The sequence below is a fragment of the Streptomyces sp. JLBG701 genome (genome assembly GCF_058544905.1).
Window position 1 is genome coordinate 10,043,656 of the sequence record NZ_CM178588.1, and the last position, 19,512, is coordinate 10,063,167.

Consider the following 19,512-nt stretch of genomic DNA (forward strand, 5'->3'; position numbering starts at 1 on the left):
GCGTGACCACCGTCGACCTCGACGGAGCCTGGGACCTGCATCCACAGGTCTCGGTCCGGCCGGAACCCTTCGGCGCGCTCCTCTACCACTTCGGCACCCGCAGGCTGACGTTCCTCAAGGACCGCCGGCTCCTCGCGGTCGTCGAGTCCCTCGCGGACGCGCCCACGGCCCGCGCCGCCTGTCTGGCCGCCGGTGTCGGCGAGGCCGAACTGCCGTGCTACGGCCGGGCCCTGGCCGCTCTCGCCCAGTCGTCGATGGTCGTCGGAAGGACCCCATGACCACCTCACCGGAGACCGCCGCAGCCGTGCCCCGCACATCACGGCTGGTCGACCTGTTCGAGTACGGGCTCGACGCGCCGATCTGCCTCACCTGGGAGCTGACCTACGCCTGCAACCTGGCCTGCACCCACTGCCTCTCCAGCTCCGGCCGCCGCGACCCCCGCGAACTGAGCACCGCGGAGGCGAAGTCCGTCATCGACGAACTGGAGGCCATGCAGGTCTTCTACGTCAACATCGGCGGCGGAGAGCCCACGGTCCGCGCCGACTTCTGGGAGCTGCTCGACTACGCCACCGCGCACCGCGTGGGCGTGAAGTTCTCGACCAACGGCGTCCGTATCACCCCCGAGGCCGCCGTACGGCTGGCCCGCAACGACTACGTGGACGTCCAGATCTCGCTCGACGGCGCGACCGAGGACGTCAACGACGCGGTGCGCGGGGCGGGGTCGTACGGCACGGCGCTCAGGGCCTTGGAGAACCTCGCAGCCGCCGGCATGAAGAACTTCAAGATCTCCGTGGTCTGTACCCGCCACAACATCCCCCAGCTCGACGACTTCAAGGCACTCGCCGACCGCTTCGGCGCCCAACTGCGCCTGACCCGGTTGCGCCCCTCCGGACGTGGCGCCGACGTCTGGGACGAACTGCATCCGACGGCCGGGCAGCAACGCGAGCTGTACGACTGGCTGTTGGCCCACGGCGAGAACGTGCTGACCGGGGACTCCTTCTTCCATCTCTCCGCCTACGGGCAGGCGCTCGACGGCCTCAACCTGTGCGGTGCCGGACGCGTCGTCTGTCTGATCGACCCGGTCGGCGACGTGTACGCCTGCCCGTTCGCGATCCACGAGGAGTTCCTCGCGGGCAACGTCCGTGAGCCCGGCGGCTTCGCGGGGGTGTGGCGCGACTCGGAGCTGTTCCGGCGACTGCGGGCCCCGCAGCACGGGGGAGCCTGCGCCTCCTGCGCGTTCTACGACACCTGCAAGGGCGGATGCATGGCCGCGAAGTTCTTCACCGGGCTGCCACTGGACGGCCCCGACCCCGAGTGCGTGCGGGGATACGGCGAGGAACTGCTGGCCCACCGCGACGGAACCCGGGTGCCCAAGCCGTCCGGCGACCATTCCCGCAGGACCGTGGACCTCGTCCTCACCCGCCGCCCTCCGGTGAGCGACTGCGCCGAGGACCCCCTCTCCGGGTTCGATCCGACACCTACGGGAAAGGGCGGCGCACATGCCTAGGAACCCCTGGTTCGAGACGGTCGCCGAGGCCCAGCGCCGGGCCAAGAGGCAGCTCCCGAGCACGGTCTACGGCGCCCTCGTCGCGGGCTCGGAGCGTGGCCGTACGATCGACGACAACATCGCGGCCTTCGCCGAACTGGGCTTCGCCCCGCGGGTCGTTGGCCATCACGCGGAGCGCGACCTGTCCACGACCGTGCTGGGTGTGGAGACCGCGCTGCCCGTGCTCATCTCCCCGACCGGGGTCCAGGCGGTGCACCCGGAGGGCGAGGTGGCCATGGCCCGGGCCGCGGCGAGCCGGGGCGTCATCATGGGCCTGAGCTCGTTCGCCTCCAAGCCGGTGGAGGAGGTTTCCGACGCCAATCCGAACCTGTTCTTCCAGCTCTACTGGAGCGGCACACGCGAGACGATGACGCGGCGCATGGACCGGGCCAGGGCAGCCGGCGCCAAGGCCCTCATCGTCACCCTCGACTGGTCCTTCTCCCACGGCCGGGACTGGGGCAGCCCGGCCATCCCGGAGAAGCTCGACCTCCGAGCCATGCTGCGGTTCGCCCCCGATGTGCTGCCCCGCCCCGGATGGCTGTGGCGGTTCGCGAAGTCCGGCCGCGTCCCCGACCTCACGGTGCCCAACCTGAGCCCTTCCGGTGAACCGGCCCCCACGTTCTTCGGCGCCTACGGCGAGTGGATGCAGACCGCGCCGCCGACCTGGGACGACATCGCCTGGCTGCGCGCGGAATGGGGCGGCCCCTTCCTGATCAAGGGGGTGACCCGGGTGGACGACGCCAAGCGGGCGGTCGACGCCGGGGTGACGGCCCTGTCCGTCTCCAACCACGGAGGCAACAACCTGGACACCACCCCGGCCACCATCCGGGTGCTCCCCGCCATCGCGGACGCGGTCGGCGACCAGATCGAGGTCCTCCTCGACGGCGGCATACGCCGTGGCGGCGACATCGCGAAGGCACTCGCCCTCGGCGCCCGGGCCGTACTGATCGGCCGCGCCTCGCTGTGGGGCCTGGCGGCCAACGGACAGGCCGGGGTGGAGAACGTGCTCGACATCCTGCGCGGCGGCCTCGACTCCGCCGTACTCGGCCTGGGGCACTCGTCCGTCCACGAACTGTCGCCCGAGGACCTGGTGATACCCCCTGGCTTCCGGCTGACCCTGGGCGGCGCCTCCGACCCCCGGATCCGGGACGTACCGGCCGCGAGCCCGGACCTGGCCGACGCCCCGTCGCCGGTCGCCGGGGCATGACGCGGGACGGCATTCCTGCGCCGCCGGACGGCCGGGATCTGGCGGGCGCGGTGTGGCCTGCCGTACGGCCCGGTGTGCTGGTCCTCGTCCCGATCGGGTCCACCGAACAGCACGGCCCGCACCTGCCGTTCGACACCGACAGCGTCGTCGCCCACGCGGTCGCACGGCGGACGGCGACCGCGCTACCCACAGGGCCGAACGGCCCGCCGCTGGTGGCGCCGCCGCTGGCGTACGGCGCCAGCGGCGAGCATGCCGACTTCCCGGGAACCGTCTCGATCGGGCACGAAGCGCTGCACGCGGTGCTCGTGGAACTGGTGCGGTCGCTCTCCCTGTGGGCGGGCCGCGTCGTCCTGGTCAACGGCCACGGCGGCAACACGGCCACCCTCGACGCCGCCCTCGGCCTGCTGCGTTCCGAGGGCCACGACGCTGCCTGGACCGCCTGCGAGGTGACCGACGCAGACGCCCACGCCGGCCGCACGGAGACCTCGATGATGCTGCACCTCGCCCCCGAACGCGTACGGTTGGACGCCGCCGTCGCCGGTGACACGCGGCCCCTCGCCACCCTCCTGCCGGAACTGATGACCCACGGCGTCCGCGCGGTCTCACCCTCCGGCGTGCTCGGCGATCCGGGCGGCGCCTCGGCCGCGGAAGGCCGCCGGGGGATCGACGCGATGGTCTCCGCCACGGTCCGCCGGATCACCGACTGGGCGGTCGACAGCCGGGGCCGCCTCACGTCGAATGCCGTACGCCGATGACGCTGCCCCACGGTTTCGTCGTCACCCTTGACCGGCACACCCGGGTCGTCGACCACGGTCAGGCTCTGGTCGGTGGCTTCCCGACCCGGCTGATCCGGCTGACCCCGAGGGCCCGCCGATACCTCCGCGGTCGTACGGTCGCCGTACGGGACGCGCCCAGCGCGCTCCTGGCGGACCGGCTGCTCGAACTCGGCATGGCCAACCCCGTCGTCGACTCGCTCCCCGCACCCCCCGACCCGCGCTACACGGTCGTCGTGCCCGTCCGTGACCGCCCGCGTCAACTCGACCGTCTGCTCGGCAGTATCGGGACGAATCACCCCGTCGTCGTGGTCGACGACGCCTCCCGGCACCCGGACGCCGTCGCGGCCGTCGCCGCGCGGCACGGCGCCCGGCTGCTGTCCCTGCCCGTCAACCTCGGGCCCGCCGGTGCGCGCAACGCCGGACTGCGACTCGTCACCACGCCCTACGTGGTCTTCGCGGACTCCGACATCGTTCTGCCGCCCGACACCGTCCCGACCCTGCTCGGGCACTTCGCCGACCCCCGGGTCGGCATGGCCGTGCCGCGCATCACCGGCCTGCCGTCCGCCGCCGCCACGAACTGGATCGGGCGCTACGAGAACGCCCGTTCCTCCCTCGACCTCGGCGCCCACCCGGCCGCCGTGCGTCCCGGAAGCCCCGTCTCCTGGGCGTCCACGGCCTGCGTCGTGGCACGCGTGGACGCGCTGGCGGCCGGCGCCGGGTTCGACGAACGGATGCGGGTGGGGGAGGACGTAGACCTGTGTTGGCGGCTGATCGACGCGGGCTGGCGGTTGCGCTACGAGCCCGCCGTGCAGGCCGCTCACGAGCATCGTGTGCGCCTCGACGACTGGCTGACGCGTAAGGCCGTGTACGGAACCGGCGCCCATCCGCTCGCCGAGCGGCACCCCGAGTTCATCGCCCCGGCCGTACTCGCCCCGTGGAGCACGGCATTCGTCACCGCGCTCCTCGTCCAGCGGCGCTGGTCCGTGCCCGTCGCCGGTGCCGTCCTCGGGGCGGTCAGCTTGCGCATCGCCCGCAAACTCGACGGCACCCGGCACCCCCACCGGTTGGCGGTGCGGCTCACGGCGAACGGAGCCGTCGCCGCGCTGGCCCAGACGTCCGCCCTGCTGACCCGGCACTGGTGGCCGCTCACCGCCGTGGGCTGTCTCGCGTCCCGCCGCATACGCAGGGCCGCCGCGATCGCCGCCGTGGCCGACATCGCCCTTGAGTACCGGCGCGACCGCGCCCATCTCGACCCGGTCCGCTACGGCGTCGCCCGGCGCCTCGACGACCTCGCCTACGGGGCCGGCGTATGGTTCTCCGCCCTCAAGGGCCGCTCCGGCAGGGCCCTGAGGCCGCGCATCCTCCGGTGAACGCCCCGCCCTTGAGGAAAAACCCGCAGCTGTCCCGGTCAGCGGAAAGTACCAGGCGGTCCATTGGATGGCGAAAACACAATGAGGCGTCCGGCCGCGAGACGCGGCACAGGTGAGGTGGCCGTCAGCAGGAGGTGTGCGGAGTGGCGCACGAAGTGGTCAACCGTATAGAGGAACTCGGCTCCGAACTGGCCGCACTCGCCGACGAGAACGAAGAACTCGGCAAGTTGAGCGACAGGACCGTAGAACTACTGCGCTCCTCAGGGGTGATCAGGCTCCTGCAGCCCAAGGAGTTCGGCGGATACAGCGCCCACCCGCGGGACTTCGCGGAGGCGGTCATGGAGGTCGCCCGGCACGACGGGGCCGCGGGCTGGGTGTGCGGCGTCGTCGGCGTGCACCCGTGGGAGCTCGCCCAGATGGATCCCCGCCTCGCCCACGAGGTGTGGGACGAGAACCCGGACACCTGGATCGCCTCCCCCTACATGCCGAACGGCATCGCCGACCCCGTGGACGGCGGCTACGTCCTCAGCGGGCGCTGGCCGTTCTCCTCGGGCAGCGACCACTGCGGCTGGGACTTCCTCGGGGCGCTCGTCGGCGACGGCAAGGGCAAGCCGGCCGGGCCGATCAGCGTGCTGCATGTCGTACTTCCCCGCTCCGACTACGAGATCATCGACGGCACCTGGGACGTGGTGGGCCTCGCGGGCACCGGCAGCAAGGACGTCGTCGTCGACAAGGCGTTCATCCCGGCGTACCGGACCATCAACCAGGAGAAGGTCCAGGAAGGAGCCGCCGCCGAGGAGGTCGGGCTCACCGAGACCCTCTACAAGCTGCCCTTCGCCTCGATGTTCCCGCTCGGCATCACCGCGGCCGTCATCGGGATCTGTGAGGGCGCGCTCGCCGTACACCTGAGCCAGCAGCGCGACCGCGTCGCCGTCACCGGCGTCCAGGTGCGCGACGATCCGTATGTGCTGTACGCCGCCGGGGAGGCCGCTGCGGAGATCGCCGCCTCCCGGGTGCAACTCATCGACGGCATCAGCCGGTTGTACGACAAGATCGAGTCCGGGAAGTCCGTCACCATCGAGGACCGGGCGGACATCCGGCGCAACCAGGTGCGCTGCGCGTGGCGGGCCGTCTCCGCCGTGGACCAGATCTTCACGCGGTCCGGCGGGAACGCGATCCGGCGCGGCAACCCGATCCAGCGGTACTGGCGGGACGCGCACGTGGGCCTCCAGCACATGATCCACGTCCCCGGCACGGCCTATCACGCCAACGCCCTGGCCCAGATGGGGCTTGAGCTGCCCGAGTCGATGCGCGTGCTGATCTGACGTGATGTCAAGAACGGTCGAGGGGCGAGGTGGAGGCTCGATGAGCGAGATCGACGGGCGGCAATTCCGCGACGTACTGGGCCACTTCCCCACGAGCGTGGTCGCCGTCACCACCACGGACGCCGAACAGCGGCCGCACGGACTGGTCGTCGGGACCTTCGCGTCCGTGTCCCTGGACCCGCCGCTGGTGTCGTTCCTCGTGGACAGCTCCTCCACGACGCTGCGGCAGATCCGGGCCGCCGGACGCTTCTGCGCCAACGCGCTCGCCGGCAACCAGGAACGCCTGTCCCGCAAGATGGCGACCGGCGGATCCCGGCAGCGGTTCGAGGGCACGACCTGGACGGCGTCGGGCCTCGGCAACCCCGTCCTGGACGGAGTCGTCGCCTGGGTGGACTGCACGGTGGAGCAGATCGTCGAGATCGGCGACCACTTACTGGTCGTCGGACGGGTTCACGAACTGCGCGTCGAGTCGCTGAAAACCCCGCTGCTCTTCTTCAGGGGCGCGTACGGCGACTATCTCGCGAGCTCCACGCTCGTGCTGGACAGGCTTGTCGGTTGGTAACGAGCTCAAAGGGGAGCCGTAGATGAAGAAGGACCTCCACATAAGACTGCAACGCATATCGGCCTGGTGCGGCGTCATCCTCTTCGTGGGATTCCTCGTCGCGTACTCCGTGGGCCATCTCATTCCGCCGATGAGCCCGACGGAGAGCCCCGACGACGTCGTCGCCTTTCTCCAGGACCATCGCACGGGGATCCTCACCTGTGTCGCCCTGATGGTTCTGCTCGTCCCGTTCGAGTACCCGTACGTCGTCGTGACGAGCATGCAGCTGCGCCGGGTCGAGGGCGGCTGGGGGCTGCTGTCCATGATCCAGCTCACCACGGGTGTGGTGGCCCCGCTCGGGTTCTTCTTCCCGCTCGCGATCCTCGCCGCCGCGGCCTACCGACCGGAGGCCCACTCCGTCGACGTCCTGACCGCGATGGTCGACACCTTCTGGCTCATGTTCGTGGGCAACGCCTGCATCTTCGTCCTCCAGGTCTGGTCGATCGGATACGCCGCGTTCATCGACCACACCCGGGCGAAGCCGCTCTTCCCTCGCTGGTACGGCTGGCTCAGCCTCGTGCTGGGAGTGACGCTCATCCCGGGCGCCTTCGTCTTCCTCAACCAGACCGGGCCGCTCGCCTGGAACGGACTTCTCGCGAACGTCATCCCCTCGGTCGCGTACGCCTTGTGGAAGATCGCCACACCGTACGTGCTGCTGAAGGCGATCACGGACGAGGAGAAGGAGCTGGCAGGGAAGCCGGAGAACGAGCCGGTGACCGTGTAGGACAGCCGGAACGGCTGCGGCCCCGCGACCGATGTCGCGGGGCCGCAGGCGTGTTGGGCGCTAGACCGACAGCGCGAAGCCGCCCGTCACGCGTAGCGTCTCGCCCGTGACGAAGGACGCCTTCGACGAGACCAGGTAGAGCAGCGCCTCGACGATGTCCCGTTCCTCGCCCGCTCGCGGGAGGATCTGCTCGCCCACGACGCGTTCGGCCTCGCCGGCGGACAGCTGGGCCCGCACGGTGTCGGTGAGGATCAGGCCCGGCGCGATCGCGTTGACCCGGATGCCGTCGGCGGCGAACTCGCGGGCGAACGACACCGTCAGGCCGCGCACGGCGAGCTTGGAGACGCCGTAGACCGACCGGTTCGCGTAGGCCGCGGACGACGAGATGTTGACGATGGAGGCGCCGGGGCGACCCCGCATGGCCTGCTGTGCCGCGAGCGAGCAGATGACGGTGCCCATGACGTTGACGTCGAACACCCGCCGGACCTTCTCCAGGCCGAGTTCGGCGAACGGCCGGTTGTAGGCGGCGTGCAGGCCGGCGTTGTTGACGAGGATGTCCAGGCCGCCGTGGTCCTCGGTGACCTGGTCGATCACCGCGGCGACGGCGGCCTCGTCGGCGACGTCGCAGGCCGCTCCGGTCGCGCTTGCCCCGCCTTCGGTGAGTTCGGCCGCGGCGGCCTTGGCCGCGTCGCCGTCGATGTCGGCGAGTACGACGTGTGCCCCGCCGGCCGACAGCGCGGCGCCGAACGCCTTACCGAAGCCGCGGCCGCCCCCGGTGATGACCGCGACCTTGCCCTGAAGCTCGTTGTCCCTTTCCGACATGCGGATCCTCCCGTTAGTGTGCGCTACTTCGGGCCGAACCGCTGACCGGCGTCCAGCCGCAGGCACTGGCCGTTCAGCATCGGGTTGTCGACGATGGCGAGCGCGAGCTTGGCGTACTCCTCAGGGCGGCCCAGGCGCTTGGGGAACGCGGCGTCCTTGACCAGCACGGCCCGCACCTCGTCCGGGATCTTCTCGACGGCGCCCGTGTCGAACAGGCTCGGGGCGATGGCCAGGACGCGGATGCCGAGCGAGCCGAGATCGCGGGCCATGGTGAGGCACATGCCGGCGATGGCGGCCTTGGCGGCGCCATAGGCGACCTGACCGACCTGCCCCTCGAAGGCGGCGATCGACGAGGTGTTGATGATGACGCCGCGTTCGCCGTCGGGCTCCTCGGGTTCGTTGCGGCTCATGTGCGCGGCCGCGAGCCTGCTGATGTTGAACGTGGCGACGGCGTTGAGGTCGAGCACCCGGCGGAAGGTGTCGAGATCGTGCGGACCGTCCTTGCCGAGCGTCCGCTTCGCCGTGCCGCCGCCCGCCGTCGTGATCGAGACATGCAGCCCGCCCAGCGAGTCGACGGCGGCGGCCAGCGCACGCTCCGTCGCCTCGAAGTCGGTGACGTCGACCGGCTGGAAGCTCCCGCCGAGCGCGGCGGCGACCTCGGCACCCGCCGACTCCGGACGATCGAGTACGACGACGTCGGCACCGCGGGCCGCGAGGAGCTCGGCGCCGGCCCGGCCCATACCGGAGGCGCCGCCGAACACCACGGCCTTCTTGCCCTTGATCTCCATCGAAGACCCTTCGTTCAGACGGACGTTGACGCGGACGCGGGGGACTGCCGCAGGAGCGTGCACAGCCGATCCCGGTGTACGGCTGCGTCGCCGTACAGCACGCTGTCGGCCCTGGCGCGGCGCAGACCGAGGTGGAGTTCGTGCTCCCAGGTGAAGCCGATGCCGCCGTGCAGTTGCAGCGCGCGGCCCGCCACCTCACCCGCGGCGGCCGAGGCGTGGGAGGCGGCGGCGCAGGCGGCCCGGGAGGCCTGGTCGGCACCGGTGTCGGCGGCCATCGCGGCGTAGTAGGTGGCGGCACGCGTGCCGTGCACGAGCAGTGCCATGTCGGCGCACGCGTGCTTGACGGCCTGGAAGGTGCCGATCGGCCGCCCGAACTGCACGCGGGTCTTCACGTGTTCGACGGTGAGTTCCAGCAGGCGCTCCATCACCCCGAGCACGTCGGCGCACCGCAGCACCGAGGCGTGGTCGAGCAGTCGCTGGATCGCGTCGGGTCCGTCGTCGAGGCACCGGCCGCGGGGGACTCGTACGCCTTCGAACCGGACCTCGTGGAACGAGCGGGTGAGATCGAGGACTTGGAGGCGGCGGACGGTGACACCGGGAGCGGTGCGGTCGACGAGGAACGACGTGGGGACCCCGTCCCGCAGCGCGGTGACGAGCAGCCAGCGGGCACCGTCGGCGTCCTGGACCGCCGTCTTGACCCCGTCGAGGACGAACTCGTCGCCCTCGTCGCGGGCGGTGGCGTGGATGCCGTCGAGGGTCCAGGGCGCGTGCGGTTCGGCGAACGCCCAGGTGGCCCAGCCCGATCCGGCGGCGAGCGCGGGGAGGATCTCGGCCCTCAGCTCGGGCGACCCCGCGACGGTGAGCGCCCGGCCGACGATCGCCGTGGGCGCGAAGGGACCGCGCCCGAGCGCACGCCCGATCTCCTCGGCGACGAGCGCGAGTTCGACCACTCCCTGACCGGCACCGCCGTATTCCTCGGGGAGGGCCAGCCCGGGCCAGCCTAGGTCGGCCGTCAGCCGCCACACCTCGGGGTCGACATCCTCGTCGCGCTCCATCCACGCCCGTACGTGCTCGATCGGGGCCCGGTCCGCCAGCAGGTCACGCGACGCCTCGCGCAGCAGGGCCTGCTCCTCACTGAGCTCGAAGTTCACCACAGCAAGGTATCCTCTTTTGCTGGCATGGTCGAGATGGTCTCCCTGTATTACAGATCTCCTTTCGACTCATGCCCGAGTTAAGTACTCTGAATTACATGGTTGATGCCGTTCTTCTGTCCGCTTGCCGCACCGCGATCGGGACCGCCCGCAGGGGAAGCCTGCGGGACACCAGCGCTTTCGACCTCGCCACCCTCGTCGTCCGCGAGGCCGCACAGCGCTGCGGGCTTCCCCCGGAGGCGATCGACGACGTCGTGCTCGGCGAATCCCTTGCCGGTGGCGGGGACATCGCCCGGTACGCGGCCCTCCAGGCGGGGCTGACCCACGTTCCGGGTCTGGCGCACAACAGGCACTGCGCCTCCGGCCTGGCGAGCGTGGCGACCGCCGCCGGGAGCGTACGCGCGGGAATGGACCGCGTGGTGATCGCCGGCGGGACGCAGTCGTCGTCGACGGCGCCCGTCTCCCGACGGCGGATGCCGGGCACCGACGACTGGCAGGACCCCTGGATGTCGCCCTCCCACGTCCCGACACCCGAGGCGCCCAACGACGACATGGGGGTGCTCGTCGGCTGGAACACCGCCCGGCTGGCCGGCCTCACCCGGCAGGACATGGACGCCTGGGCGCTGCGCTCCCACGAGCGGGCCGTCCGGGCGATCGATCAGGGCCGGTTCATCGACGAGATCGTTCCCGTGAAGGTCACCGACCGCGGCGGCGCGGTGTCGGTGTTCGACGTCGACGAGCATCCCCGGCGCGACAGCACCATCGAGAAGCTGGCGGCACTGAAGGTGCTGCACCCCGAGATCGAGGGCTTCTCCATCACTGCGGGGAACTCCAGCGGTGTGAACGACGGCGCGGCGGCGGTCGTCGTCGCGGGTTCGGACGTCGCCGCCTCCCACGGGATCGCACCCCTCGCGACGGTACGGTCATGGGCGAGCGTGGGCGTCGATCCCGTCGAGACGGGTCTGGCGCCGATCGCCGCTATCCGCAAGGCACTCGACCGTGCCGGGCTCGGCATCGACGACGTCGACCTGTTCGAGGTCAACGAGGCGTTCGCCGCGGTGGCCGTGGCCACCACCCGCGAACTGGGCCTCGACCCGGCACGGGTCAATCCGTTCGGCAGCGGGTGCAGCCTCGGCCACCCGGTCGCGACCACCGGCACGCGCATGATCGTCACCCTGGCGCACGAGCTGCGGCGCCGCGGGGGAGGGGCGGCGGTCGCGGCCATGTGCGCGGGCGGCGGCATGGGCTCGGCCATGGTCCTGACTGCGTAGCGGCGGGCCCAGGACCCTCACCTGGGCCCGCCGGTCAACGGGACGCCCAGGTGAGCGTCTTGGTCTGCAGGTACTCGTCGAGCCCGAACTCGCCCCATTCCCGGCCCAGCCCGCTCTGCTTGTACCCGCCGAAAGCGGCCCGTGGATTGACCCCGGCGCTGCCGCCGTTGATCGTCACGCCGCCCGCCCGGATACCGGACGCCATCTGGTGGGCGGCCACGGTGTCGGCGCTCCAGACCGCACCGGCCAGGCCATACGGACTGTCGTTGGCGAGCCGCACCGCCTCCTCGTCGGTGCGGAAGGGGATGACGACGCCGACCGGGCCGAAGAACTCCGTGCGCGCGATGCTCATCGCGTTGTCGACGTCGACGAAGAGCGTGGGTTCCACGAAGTAGCCCTTGTCGAGTCCGCTCGGGCGTCCGCCGCCGTGGACGATGCGCGCCCCCTCCTTCTCGCCGACGCCGATCAGCCTCTCGACCTTGTCCCGCTGGGCTTCGCTGATCAGCGGGCCCATGGTGGTGGAGGCGTCGGCCGGGTCGCCGACCCGCACCCCGGCGAGGCCCTCGATCAGCCGGGCGACCAGCTCGTCGTGCACGGACTCGTGCACCAGCGTGCGCGTCAGCAGCGAACAGCCCTGGCCGGCGTGGGTGATGATGCCCGCAAGCGCCGAACGGACGGCTCCGTCGAGATCGCCGTCGGCGCGGACGATGTTGGCCGACTTTCCGCCCAGTTCGAGGACGACCTTCTTCATGGAGGCCGCGGCCTGGGCGTAGACCAGGCGCCCGACCGTGTCAGAGCCGGTGAAACTGACGAGGTCCACCATGGGATGGGTGGTCAGCTCACGGCCGGCCTCGACATCACCGGTCACGACGTTCAGCACACCCGGCGGCAGACCGGCGGCATCGGCGAAGTCGCCCAACAGCAGGGAGTCCAGGGGGGTCTGGGGTGCAGGCTTCAGTACGACGGTGCAGCCCGCCGCTAGAGCGGGGATCACCTTCATCATGCTGAGGAAGAACGGGAAGTTGTAGGCCGCGATCAGCGCGCACACTCCGAACGGCTCGCGGCGCACCACCCCTTGGGAGATGCCGATGCCCGGCGCGATCGTGGGCCCCATCGGGCGCTCCCAGCCGAAGGTCGGCATCACCCGCTCGGCCATGTCGCGCAGATGCGCCACCGGGACGCGGGTCTGCAGGCTCTCCGCCAGCGAGCGGACCGAGCCCGCCTCGGCCATGTTGACCGCGACCAGTTCGGGCAGCCGGCGCTCCATCTCCTCGGCCATGCGCAGCAGCACCGCGGCCCGCTCGGCGGGCCTCATCCGTGGCCACGGTCCCTCGTCGAAGGCCTTGCGCGCTGCTTCGACCGCGCCGTGCACATCCGTGAGCGAGGACTGGGGAACCTCCGCGATCGGTTCCTCCGTCGCCGGATTGCGCACCACGATCCGCGCGTCCGAGGTGCCGTCGGTCCGGCGCCCGTCGATGTAGAGCTGTGAAGAGAACGAATACGCCGTCGTCATGTGTCGTCTCCTGATCGGCCGCGCTCACCCGAGGACCTTATTTCAGTGTACTGAATTGCAGGCAAGGGGGAAGGTTATTGACTAGACCGATCGGTACAGGTAACTTCGGCAGCACCACCCAGGTGCCGGGTTTCTGCAGCGGACAACGAGGTTCGAAGTGAGGTACGGCCTGTGTTCAAGGAATTCGTCGTCTCCGGCGACTCGCACATAATCGAGCCCGTCGACCTGTTCAAGACTCGACTCCCAAAGAACCTGAGGGAACGCGCCCTCTGGGAAGAGGAGTTCACTCTGGACGAGCCGATCGTTCCGGGCGGGCACACGGAGTTCAAGAAGCTCCACACGATCGGGTTCGACGGCTGGACCATCTCCAAGTACCGCCAGACCGGCGGGGAGACTCCGGACGGCGACCCGGAGCACATCATCCGGGACATGAACTTCGACGGCGTCGACGCCTCGGTCATGTTCCCCAACCTCTCGCTGTTCGTCCTGTTCACGGACGACCACGAGCTGTCCATGGCGCACGCCCGCGTGTGGAACGACTACCTCGTCGAGCGGTACCTCCCGTACAAGGACCGGCTGCGTCCGACGGCCGCGATCCCGCTCACGAACGTCCCCGAGGCCGTGGCGGAGATCGAGCGGTGCGCGAAGATGGGGCTCGGAGCGATCCTGCTCCCGGAGATCCCGCCGCTGCCGTACTACGCGCGGGAGTACGACCCGGTCTGGGCGGCCGCCCAGGCGCACGGGCTGCCGGTCTTCATCCACGTGGCCACCGGCGGAGTGAAGGTCAAGGAAGAGGTGTCCGAGACGGCGATGACCGTCCGGGGCCTGATGACGGCCATGAACATGGGCAAGGGCAACCTGACCGACGACATGGTGGCCGGACGGACCATGGGCTTCGCGGTCGGGTCGGCCGTGGCCGGTCCGCAGGGCATCATCGCCAGCCTCGTCGGCGGCGGCGTGTGCGAGCGCTTCCCGGACCTCCACTTCAACCTGATCGAGTACACGGCCGGCTGGCTGGTCTCCTTCATGGGCTACATGGACAAGGCCTGGAAGACCGGCACCGGCCAGGACCCCGACTGGTGGCTCGGCTTCTGGGACGACAACCGCGGCCCGAAGGAACAGCCCTCCATGGGACGGCTGTTCGCGATCAACGACAAGTGGCCCTACCCGCTCAAGCCCACCGAGTACGTGCGGCGGCAGATCCACGTGCAGTTCGCGGACGACCCGACGGCCGTCAAGGCACGCCACATCACCGGCCTGTCGACGGTCATATGGGGCAACGACTACCCGCACGCGGAGGGCACCTTCCGCAGCAGTGAAGAGTGCATCGCCGAGAACTTCGAGGGCGTGAACGACGAGGACCGGGCGGCCATCCTGGGCGGCACCCTGGCCGACGTCGTGGGCTTCGACAAGAGCAAGAAGCTGGCGCCGGTCACCGAGAACGCCTGACGCGCGACCGAACGAACCAAAGGCCGGGCCCCGGAGCGTCCTCGCTCGGGGGCCCGGCCTCGTTCCGGGATTTGAGAGTACGGAATGACAGGTGCCCGGAGTCGCGCAGCCCCCCGGTCACTCCTCCGGCACGGCGTCGACCAGAGCGAGGCTCGCTCGCGCGTAGGCGGCGCGGCGCCTGCGGCTGACCAGGAAGCTCGGGGGCGCGAAGTAGCCGACGTCACGCGGGATCGAGCCTGTGCGACGGGCGAGCATGTCCTTCGCGTCGGCGCTCGTTCCGCAGACGGCGATCTCGGTGAGCATCTCGTCGGTGACGGCGGCGGCCATCGCGTCGGTGTCACCGGCCCGGAACGCGGCACGCAGTCGTGCGACCGGCTCCTGCCAGCCGTGATGGGCGACGAACGGGTCGTACGTCTTCACGGTGAGGTAGAAGGCGATCATGCGCCGGGCGTCGGCGACGGCGCGTTCGGGGGCGTCGTCGTCGACCGCCGTGATGATCCAGCCGTGTTCGAGGGGGCGGCCGGTGCGGCCGCTTTCCGCGGTGCCGCGCTCGACGGAGGGCCGTACGACGTCGTTCCACCAGGACGCGGTGAACAGGCCGTGTCCGATGACCCCGTCGGCGACCCGGCCCGCGGTGGTGGCCATGCGGGTGTTGAATCCGGCGAGCAGGACGGGGATGTCGAGCCGGCCGAGCACCGGGGCGCGGACATCGGCGTCGATCGAGTAGAACTCCCCGGAGTGCTGGACCTTCTCGCCGTTCTCCGCGTGCAGCCAGGCGCGCACCGCCTCGACCGTCTCGGCGATCCGCTCCACGGCGCGGTCGGCGGGTACGCCCAGCCAGTCGCGGTTGATCCGGAACGCGGCGCTGCCGAGCCCCAGGAACAGGCGGCCCGGCGCCTGGGCGTGCAGCTGGCGCATGGCGGTGGCGTGTGCGTACGGGGTGCGCGAGAAGGCGTAGGTGATGGCGGGCCCCGCCAGGGCGTGTTCGGTGCCCGCGACGATCTCGGCGAGGGTGAGGTAGGCGTCGTGGTCGACGAACTCCCCGGCGCAGAAGGCACCGGCACCGGCTTCCTCAGCCTCCCGTGCGACGTCCCGGCCTGGCCAGGGCATGCCGAACCGCATGAGAGCCTCCCTCTAAAAAAGGATACTGAATTGGAGCGTACGGGAGGCTCAGCGCAGTGTCCACTGCCGACGGGGCACCGTGGAGCGGTCGACCTCGGCCTTGCCGATCGGGTTGCCGAGCTGCGTGTAGGACAGTCCGGTGCGCAGGGCCTGGGTGCGGGTGGCGTCGAGGGACTCCCAGATCGCGCGTACGGTGCCCTGGATCGCGGCGGCCGGCTTCGCGGCGATGATGCGGGCGATCTCGTCGGCCCGGCCCCACAGTTGATCGCCCGGAACCACCTCGCTGACCAGGCCGATCTGCAGGGCGCGGGCGGCGGAGACGCGCTCGTCCAGGCCGAGCAGCGCGATGCGCAGCGCCTCGCCGAGCGGGATGCGCCGGGCGAGCCCGATCGGTTCGAGCGCCGCGGTCAGGCCGAAGCTGACATGCGGGTCGAAGAACGTCGTGTCCTGCGAACAGATGACGATGTCGGCCTCGTTGAGCCAGTAGAAGGCGCCACCGGCGGTCATGCCGTGCACCGCGCACACCAGGGGTTTCCACACCTGGTTCAGCTTCGGCGACAGATACTCCCCGGGGTCGGTCTGCGACCAGACGTTGGGATGGCGGTCGATCCCCTCCTTGACGTCCATGCCGGTGCAGAACGCCCGCTCGCCCGCGCCCCGCAACACGACGACGTGCACCTCGTCGTCGGTCTTGACCGTGTCCCAGATGACGGAGAAGTCGTCCAGCATCTGCTGGTTGAAGCTGTTCATGGCCTGCGGGCGGTTCAGGGTGATGGTGGCGACGTGGTCGGTCACCTCGAACAGGACGGTCTTGAGTTCCATCCGGCAACTCCGTTCATCATCTCGACGTGATCGAGGTAAGTAGTATACTTTTTTCTGGTCTTGGAGCGCCCGAAATGGAACTGGATCCGCGGAGGAAGCTGCGATGAGGCCACGTGTGGGGCAGATGCTCGCCAGTACGGTGGATACGACGGCGGTCATCGTCGTGCGCTGCCCTGACGCCGAACTGGAGATCACCTGCGGCGGGGCGGCGATGGCCGAGGCCAACGGCCGGGGGATCCCCAACACCGGTACCGCGGACCCCGAGTTGATGGGCGGCGCGCTCCTCGGCAAGCGCTACGCGGACGAGGACCTCGGCGTGGAGCTGCTCTGCACGAAGGCGGGGGACGGCACCCTGGCGGTGAACGGCGTCCCGCTGCCCGTGAAGAGCGCCAAGCCGCTGCCGGCCTCGGACTGAGTGGCGGGGAGCCGGCCGATGAACGTATCGATGCTCCTGGACATGGCCGCCGAGGGTTTCGGCGACCGGGTGGTGATCGGGCGCTCGGCGGACGGGCTGACCGCCCTGCGGCTGCGTGAGCTGTCCGTCGGCGGGGCGCGGACGGTTCGCGCGAGCGGAGCCGACGCGATCGTGTACCTGGCGCCGGGCGGCCCCGCCTTCGCCGTCGCGCAGTTCGCCGCCGCCCGGGCCGGAGTGCCGCTGGTCCCGGTCAACTACCGGCTGGGCGCCGAACAACTCGACGCGCTGCTCGCCAACCACCCCCGCGCACTGGGCATCGCGGACCCCGAGCAGGATGATCCGCTGCGCCGCGCGGGGCTGTCGGTGCGGAGCCCGGCCGAGTGGCTGGAGGAGGCCGCGGCGAGCACCGGCGACGACGCGCCGCCCGAGACCGACGCCCCCGCCGTGCTCATCTACACGAGCGGCACGACATCGGCACCGAAGGGCGTGGTCCTGCGTCACCACAACCTGGTGTCGTACGTCCTCGGCACCGTGGAGTTCGCCGGAGCGGACGCCGACGAGGCCGCCCTGATGAGCGTGCCGCCGTACCACATCGCCGCCGTCTCCAACGTACTGACGAACCTGTACGCGGGACGCCGCACCGTGACCCTCGACCAGTTCACCCCGGAGGGCTGGCTCGGCCTCGTCCGGGAGCAGCGGATCACCAACGCGATGGTGGTGCCGACGATGCTCGCCCGCATCATGGACGCCCACGGCCTCGACCGGTCGGTGCCCTCGCTGCGCGCGCTCGCCTACGGCGGGGCCAGAATGCCGGTGCGGGTGATCGAGACCGCGCTGCGCGAGTGGCCGCACGTCGACTTCGTCAACGCCTACGGGCTCACGGAGACCTCGTCCACGATCTCGGTCCTGGGCCCGCGGGAGCACCGGGAGGCCGTCGCGAGCGACGATCCCGGGGTGCGGGGCCGGCTCGGTTCGGCCGGACTGCCGCTGCCCGGAATCGAGTTGGAGGTCCGGGACCCGTCCGGGGCGGTCGTCGGCGCGGGGGAGACCGGACAGATCTGGGTGCGGGGCGAGCAGGTCTCAGGCGAGTACGCGGGAGGGGGCTCCGCGGTCGACGAGCGGGGCTTCTTCCACACCCGCGACCAGGGCCGCCTCGACGCCGACGGCTACCTCTACATCGAGGGCAGGGCCGACGACACGATCATCCGCGGCGCGGAGAACATCGCTCCCGCCGAGATCGAGGACGTCCTGCTGCGCCACCCGGACGTGCTCGACGCCGTGGTCGTCGGCGTCCCGGACGAGGAGTGGGGCCAGCGGATCGAGGCCGTCGTCGTCCCCCGGGACGGTGCCCAGGCCGACGCCGGGGCGCTGCGGGCCGCGGTGCGCGGCACCCTGCGCGGCTCGAAGACCCCGGACCACATCACGTACTGGACCGAACTGCCCCGCACTCCGACCGGCAAGCTCATCCGCCGCGACATCGTCGCGGCCCTGACCGCCGAACGCCGTCCGGCCGCCGGCCCACAGAGGTGAGGACATGAGCGTCGTCACGAACAGTCCAGGGCTGGTACGGGAGTTGACGGAGCGTACGTCCGCCGTGCTCCGCGGCTGGACCCCCGGGGCCACGGTGGAGAGCGTCGAACCGCTCACCGGCGGGACGTCGAGCCTGACGTACGTGGCCGTACTGTCGGGTGTCCCGGCCGGCTACGAACGTGTCGTCCTCAAGGTCGCCCCGCCCGGCCTGGCACCGGTCCGCAACCGGGACGTGCTGCGGCAGGCCCGGCTCATGGCCGCCCTCTCGGGGAAACCCGGTGTACGGGTGCCGAAGGTGCTGTTCTCCGACGCGGGCTCGCCACCGGCGATCCAGCCCTTCGTGGCGATGGAACTGGTGCCCGGGGAGTGCGTGGAACCGGTGCTCGTGCCGCGCGGCACGCTGCCCGCCGGACAGGTCCGTGCCCGCGCCCTCGACGCGGCCCGGATGCTCGCCGACCTGCACCGGGTCGATCCGCTGCGCACCCCGCTGGCGGCGGAGCCGGTCGTCACGCCCGGCGCCGAGATCGACCGCTGGACCCGGGCGTTCACGACCGTCCCCGACGACCTGCGGACGGGCCACGAGGCGGTCGCGGAGCGGCTGCACGCCACGATGCCCTCCGGGATGACGCCGGTCTTTACTCACGGTGACTATCGGCTCGGCAACACGCTGTGTGCGGGGGACTCCGTGGCGGCGATCATCGACTGGGAGATCTGGTCGCTCGGTGACCCCAGGGTCGACATGACTTGGCTGACCTTCTTCACCGACGAGGCCCGGCACCCGGCATCCCCGTCGGACGAACCGACCGGGATGCCCACCAAGGCCGAACTCCTCGACGCCTATGAGGAGGCGCGGGGCGAAGCGCTGCGCGACCTGCCCTGGTTCGAGGCCCTGACGAAGTACAAGGAGTCCGCCGCGACCGCCCTACTGATCAAGCGCGGGCGAAAGGCGGGACACCTGACCGACATGCACCAACGCATGCGGCCCGCCCTGCCGGTGCTCTTGGCCGAGGCAACGGAACTGCTCGGCCGTAGCGGCTGAGGCAGTTCGTTTTCCTGCGGGCCGGTGGGGGCTGGTCGCGC

The 19,512-nt window shown here is 70.8% G+C and carries 19 protein-coding genes; 13 read left to right on the forward strand and 6 right to left on the reverse strand.

Annotated elements, in window-relative coordinates:
• Positions 1 to 2 precede the first annotated feature (2 nt).
• From mftB to AC5DRG_RS45915, 8 genes are all read left to right on the forward strand, one after another.
• Positions 3 to 278, forward strand: coding sequence for a mycofactocin biosynthesis chaperone MftB (gene mftB / locus AC5DRG_RS45880; protein ID WP_491806169.1), 276 nt, complete (start codon positions 3 to 5; stop codon positions 276 to 278).
• A complete protein-coding gene (gene mftC, locus AC5DRG_RS45885; RefSeq protein ID WP_491806170.1) occupies positions 275 to 1,507 on the forward strand; it encodes a mycofactocin radical SAM maturase in 1,233 nt (410 codons plus the stop codon). The genes mftB and mftC overlap by 4 nt, the downstream gene beginning before the upstream one ends.
• The gene (gene mftD, locus AC5DRG_RS45890) at positions 1,500 to 2,753 is read left to right on the forward strand and encodes a pre-mycofactocin synthase MftD (protein WP_491806172.1); all 1,254 of its coding nucleotides are present in this window, start codon (positions 1,500 to 1,502) and stop codon (positions 2,751 to 2,753) included. The genes mftC and mftD overlap by 8 nt, the downstream gene beginning before the upstream one ends.
• A complete protein-coding gene (gene mftE / locus AC5DRG_RS45895; protein WP_491806174.1) occupies positions 2,750 to 3,508 on the forward strand; it encodes a mycofactocin biosynthesis peptidyl-dipeptidase MftE in 759 nt (252 codons plus the stop codon). The genes mftD and mftE overlap by 4 nt, the downstream gene beginning before the upstream one ends.
• Entirely contained in the window at positions 3,505 to 4,899 is a 1,395-nt protein-coding gene (mftF, locus tag AC5DRG_RS45900; RefSeq protein ID WP_491806176.1) for a mycofactocin biosynthesis glycosyltransferase MftF, read from the forward strand. Before mftE ends, mftF begins: the two co-directional genes overlap by 4 nt.
• 143 nt (positions 4,900 to 5,042) lie before the next feature.
• Positions 5,043 to 6,224, forward strand: a complete 1,182-nt coding sequence (locus AC5DRG_RS45905) for an acyl-CoA dehydrogenase family protein (RefSeq protein ID WP_491806177.1) — start codon at positions 5,043 to 5,045, stop codon at positions 6,222 to 6,224.
• A gap of 40 nt (positions 6,225 to 6,264) precedes the next feature.
• The gene (locus AC5DRG_RS45910) at positions 6,265 to 6,786 is read left to right on the forward strand and encodes a flavin reductase family protein (RefSeq protein WP_491806179.1); all 522 of its coding nucleotides are present in this window, start codon (positions 6,265 to 6,267) and stop codon (positions 6,784 to 6,786) included.
• A gap of 22 nt (positions 6,787 to 6,808) precedes the next feature.
• On the forward strand, positions 6,809 to 7,549 hold the full coding sequence (locus AC5DRG_RS45915; protein WP_491806180.1) for a hypothetical protein: 741 nt from the start codon (positions 6,809 to 6,811) through the stop codon (positions 7,547 to 7,549).
• Between the two features lie 60 nt (positions 7,550 to 7,609).
• Here the strand turns inward: AC5DRG_RS45915 and AC5DRG_RS45920 are convergent, their stop codons facing one another.
• The 3 genes from AC5DRG_RS45920 to AC5DRG_RS45930 are packed head-to-tail and all read right to left on the reverse strand — an operon-like array spanning position 7,610 to position 10,310.
• The gene (locus AC5DRG_RS45920) at positions 7,610 to 8,371 is read right to left on the reverse strand and encodes an SDR family NAD(P)-dependent oxidoreductase (RefSeq protein ID WP_491806182.1); all 762 of its coding nucleotides are present in this window, start codon (positions 8,369 to 8,371) and stop codon (positions 7,610 to 7,612) included.
• A 23-nt stretch (positions 8,372 to 8,394) separates the two neighbouring features.
• On the reverse strand, positions 8,395 to 9,159 hold the full coding sequence (locus AC5DRG_RS45925) for an SDR family NAD(P)-dependent oxidoreductase (protein ID WP_491806183.1): 765 nt from the start codon (positions 9,157 to 9,159) through the stop codon (positions 8,395 to 8,397).
• A 14-nt stretch (positions 9,160 to 9,173) separates the two neighbouring features.
• Entirely contained in the window at positions 9,174 to 10,310 is a 1,137-nt protein-coding gene (locus AC5DRG_RS45930; RefSeq protein ID WP_491806184.1) for an acyl-CoA dehydrogenase family protein, read from the reverse strand.
• Positions 10,311 to 10,408: 98 nt separating this feature from the next.
• Here AC5DRG_RS45930 and AC5DRG_RS45935 point away from each other — a divergent pair, with 98 nt between their 5' ends.
• Positions 10,409 to 11,581: a thiolase family protein gene (locus tag AC5DRG_RS45935; protein WP_491806186.1), complete on the forward strand. Its 1,173-nt coding sequence runs from the start codon at positions 10,409 to 10,411 to the stop codon at positions 11,579 to 11,581.
• Positions 11,582 to 11,615: 34 nt separating this feature from the next.
• On the opposite strand, the gene AC5DRG_RS45940 is transcribed toward AC5DRG_RS45935, so the two are convergent.
• Positions 11,616 to 13,094 carry an aldehyde dehydrogenase family protein gene (locus tag AC5DRG_RS45940; protein ID WP_491806188.1) on the reverse strand — a complete coding sequence of 493 codons (1,479 nt, stop codon included), beginning with the start codon at positions 13,092 to 13,094 and terminating at the stop codon, positions 11,616 to 11,618.
• A 171-nt stretch (positions 13,095 to 13,265) separates the two neighbouring features.
• On the opposite strand from AC5DRG_RS45940, the gene AC5DRG_RS45945 reads away from it, so the two are divergent.
• On the forward strand, positions 13,266 to 14,543 hold the full coding sequence (locus AC5DRG_RS45945) for an amidohydrolase family protein (protein ID WP_491806190.1): 1,278 nt from the start codon (positions 13,266 to 13,268) through the stop codon (positions 14,541 to 14,543).
• Between the two features lie 117 nt (positions 14,544 to 14,660).
• On the opposite strand, the gene AC5DRG_RS45950 is transcribed toward AC5DRG_RS45945, so the two are convergent.
• Entirely contained in the window at positions 14,661 to 15,665 is a 1,005-nt protein-coding gene (locus AC5DRG_RS45950) for an LLM class flavin-dependent oxidoreductase (RefSeq protein ID WP_491806191.1), read from the reverse strand.
• A 48-nt stretch (positions 15,666 to 15,713) separates the two neighbouring features.
• A complete protein-coding gene (locus AC5DRG_RS45955; RefSeq protein ID WP_491806193.1) occupies positions 15,714 to 16,487 on the reverse strand; it encodes an enoyl-CoA hydratase/isomerase family protein in 774 nt (257 codons plus the stop codon).
• A gap of 103 nt (positions 16,488 to 16,590) precedes the next feature.
• On the opposite strand from AC5DRG_RS45955, the gene AC5DRG_RS45960 reads away from it, so the two are divergent.
• From AC5DRG_RS45960 to AC5DRG_RS45970, 3 genes are read left to right on the forward strand one after another with little or no spacing between them, the layout of a single operon-like run.
• Positions 16,591 to 16,902: a hypothetical protein gene (locus AC5DRG_RS45960; protein ID WP_491806195.1), complete on the forward strand. Its 312-nt coding sequence runs from the start codon at positions 16,591 to 16,593 to the stop codon at positions 16,900 to 16,902.
• 18 nt (positions 16,903 to 16,920) lie between these two features.
• Entirely contained in the window at positions 16,921 to 18,432 is a 1,512-nt protein-coding gene (locus tag AC5DRG_RS45965; RefSeq protein WP_491806196.1) for a class I adenylate-forming enzyme family protein, read from the forward strand.
• Positions 18,433 to 18,436: 4 nt separating this feature from the next.
• Entirely contained in the window at positions 18,437 to 19,471 is a 1,035-nt protein-coding gene (locus AC5DRG_RS45970) for a phosphotransferase family protein (RefSeq protein WP_491806198.1), read from the forward strand.
• Positions 19,472 to 19,512: the final 41 nt, after the last annotated feature.

Coding starts and splice junctions, on each gene's coding strand:
- mftC (WP_491806170.1), top strand. CDS start 275: ATGACCACCTCACCGGAGACCGCCGCAGCCGTGCCCCGCACATCACGG.
- mftD (WP_491806172.1), top strand. CDS start 1,500: ATGCCTAGGAACCCCTGGTTCGAGACGGTCGCCGAGGCCCAGCGCCGG.
- mftE (WP_491806174.1), top strand. CDS start 2,750: ATGACGCGGGACGGCATTCCTGCGCCGCCGGACGGCCGGGATCTGGCG.
- mftF (WP_491806176.1), top strand. CDS start 3,505: ATGACGCTGCCCCACGGTTTCGTCGTCACCCTTGACCGGCACACCCGG.
- AC5DRG_RS45910 (WP_491806179.1), top strand. CDS start 6,265: ATGAGCGAGATCGACGGGCGGCAATTCCGCGACGTACTGGGCCACTTC.
- AC5DRG_RS45915 (WP_491806180.1), top strand. CDS start 6,809: ATGAAGAAGGACCTCCACATAAGACTGCAACGCATATCGGCCTGGTGC.
- AC5DRG_RS45920 (WP_491806182.1), bottom strand. CDS start 8,371: ATGTCGGAAAGGGACAACGAGCTTCAGGGCAAGGTCGCGGTCATCACC.
- AC5DRG_RS45925 (WP_491806183.1), bottom strand. CDS start 9,159: ATGGAGATCAAGGGCAAGAAGGCCGTGGTGTTCGGCGGCGCCTCCGGT.
- AC5DRG_RS45935 (WP_491806186.1), top strand. CDS start 10,409: ATGGTTGATGCCGTTCTTCTGTCCGCTTGCCGCACCGCGATCGGGACC.
- AC5DRG_RS45940 (WP_491806188.1), bottom strand. CDS start 13,094: ATGACGACGGCGTATTCGTTCTCTTCACAGCTCTACATCGACGGGCGC.
- AC5DRG_RS45950 (WP_491806191.1), bottom strand. CDS start 15,665: ATGCGGTTCGGCATGCCCTGGCCAGGCCGGGACGTCGCACGGGAGGCT.
- AC5DRG_RS45955 (WP_491806193.1), bottom strand. CDS start 16,487: ATGGAACTCAAGACCGTCCTGTTCGAGGTGACCGACCACGTCGCCACC.
- AC5DRG_RS45960 (WP_491806195.1), top strand. CDS start 16,591: ATGAGGCCACGTGTGGGGCAGATGCTCGCCAGTACGGTGGATACGACG.
- AC5DRG_RS45965 (WP_491806196.1), top strand. CDS start 16,921: ATGAACGTATCGATGCTCCTGGACATGGCCGCCGAGGGTTTCGGCGAC.
- AC5DRG_RS45970 (WP_491806198.1), top strand. CDS start 18,437: ATGAGCGTCGTCACGAACAGTCCAGGGCTGGTACGGGAGTTGACGGAG.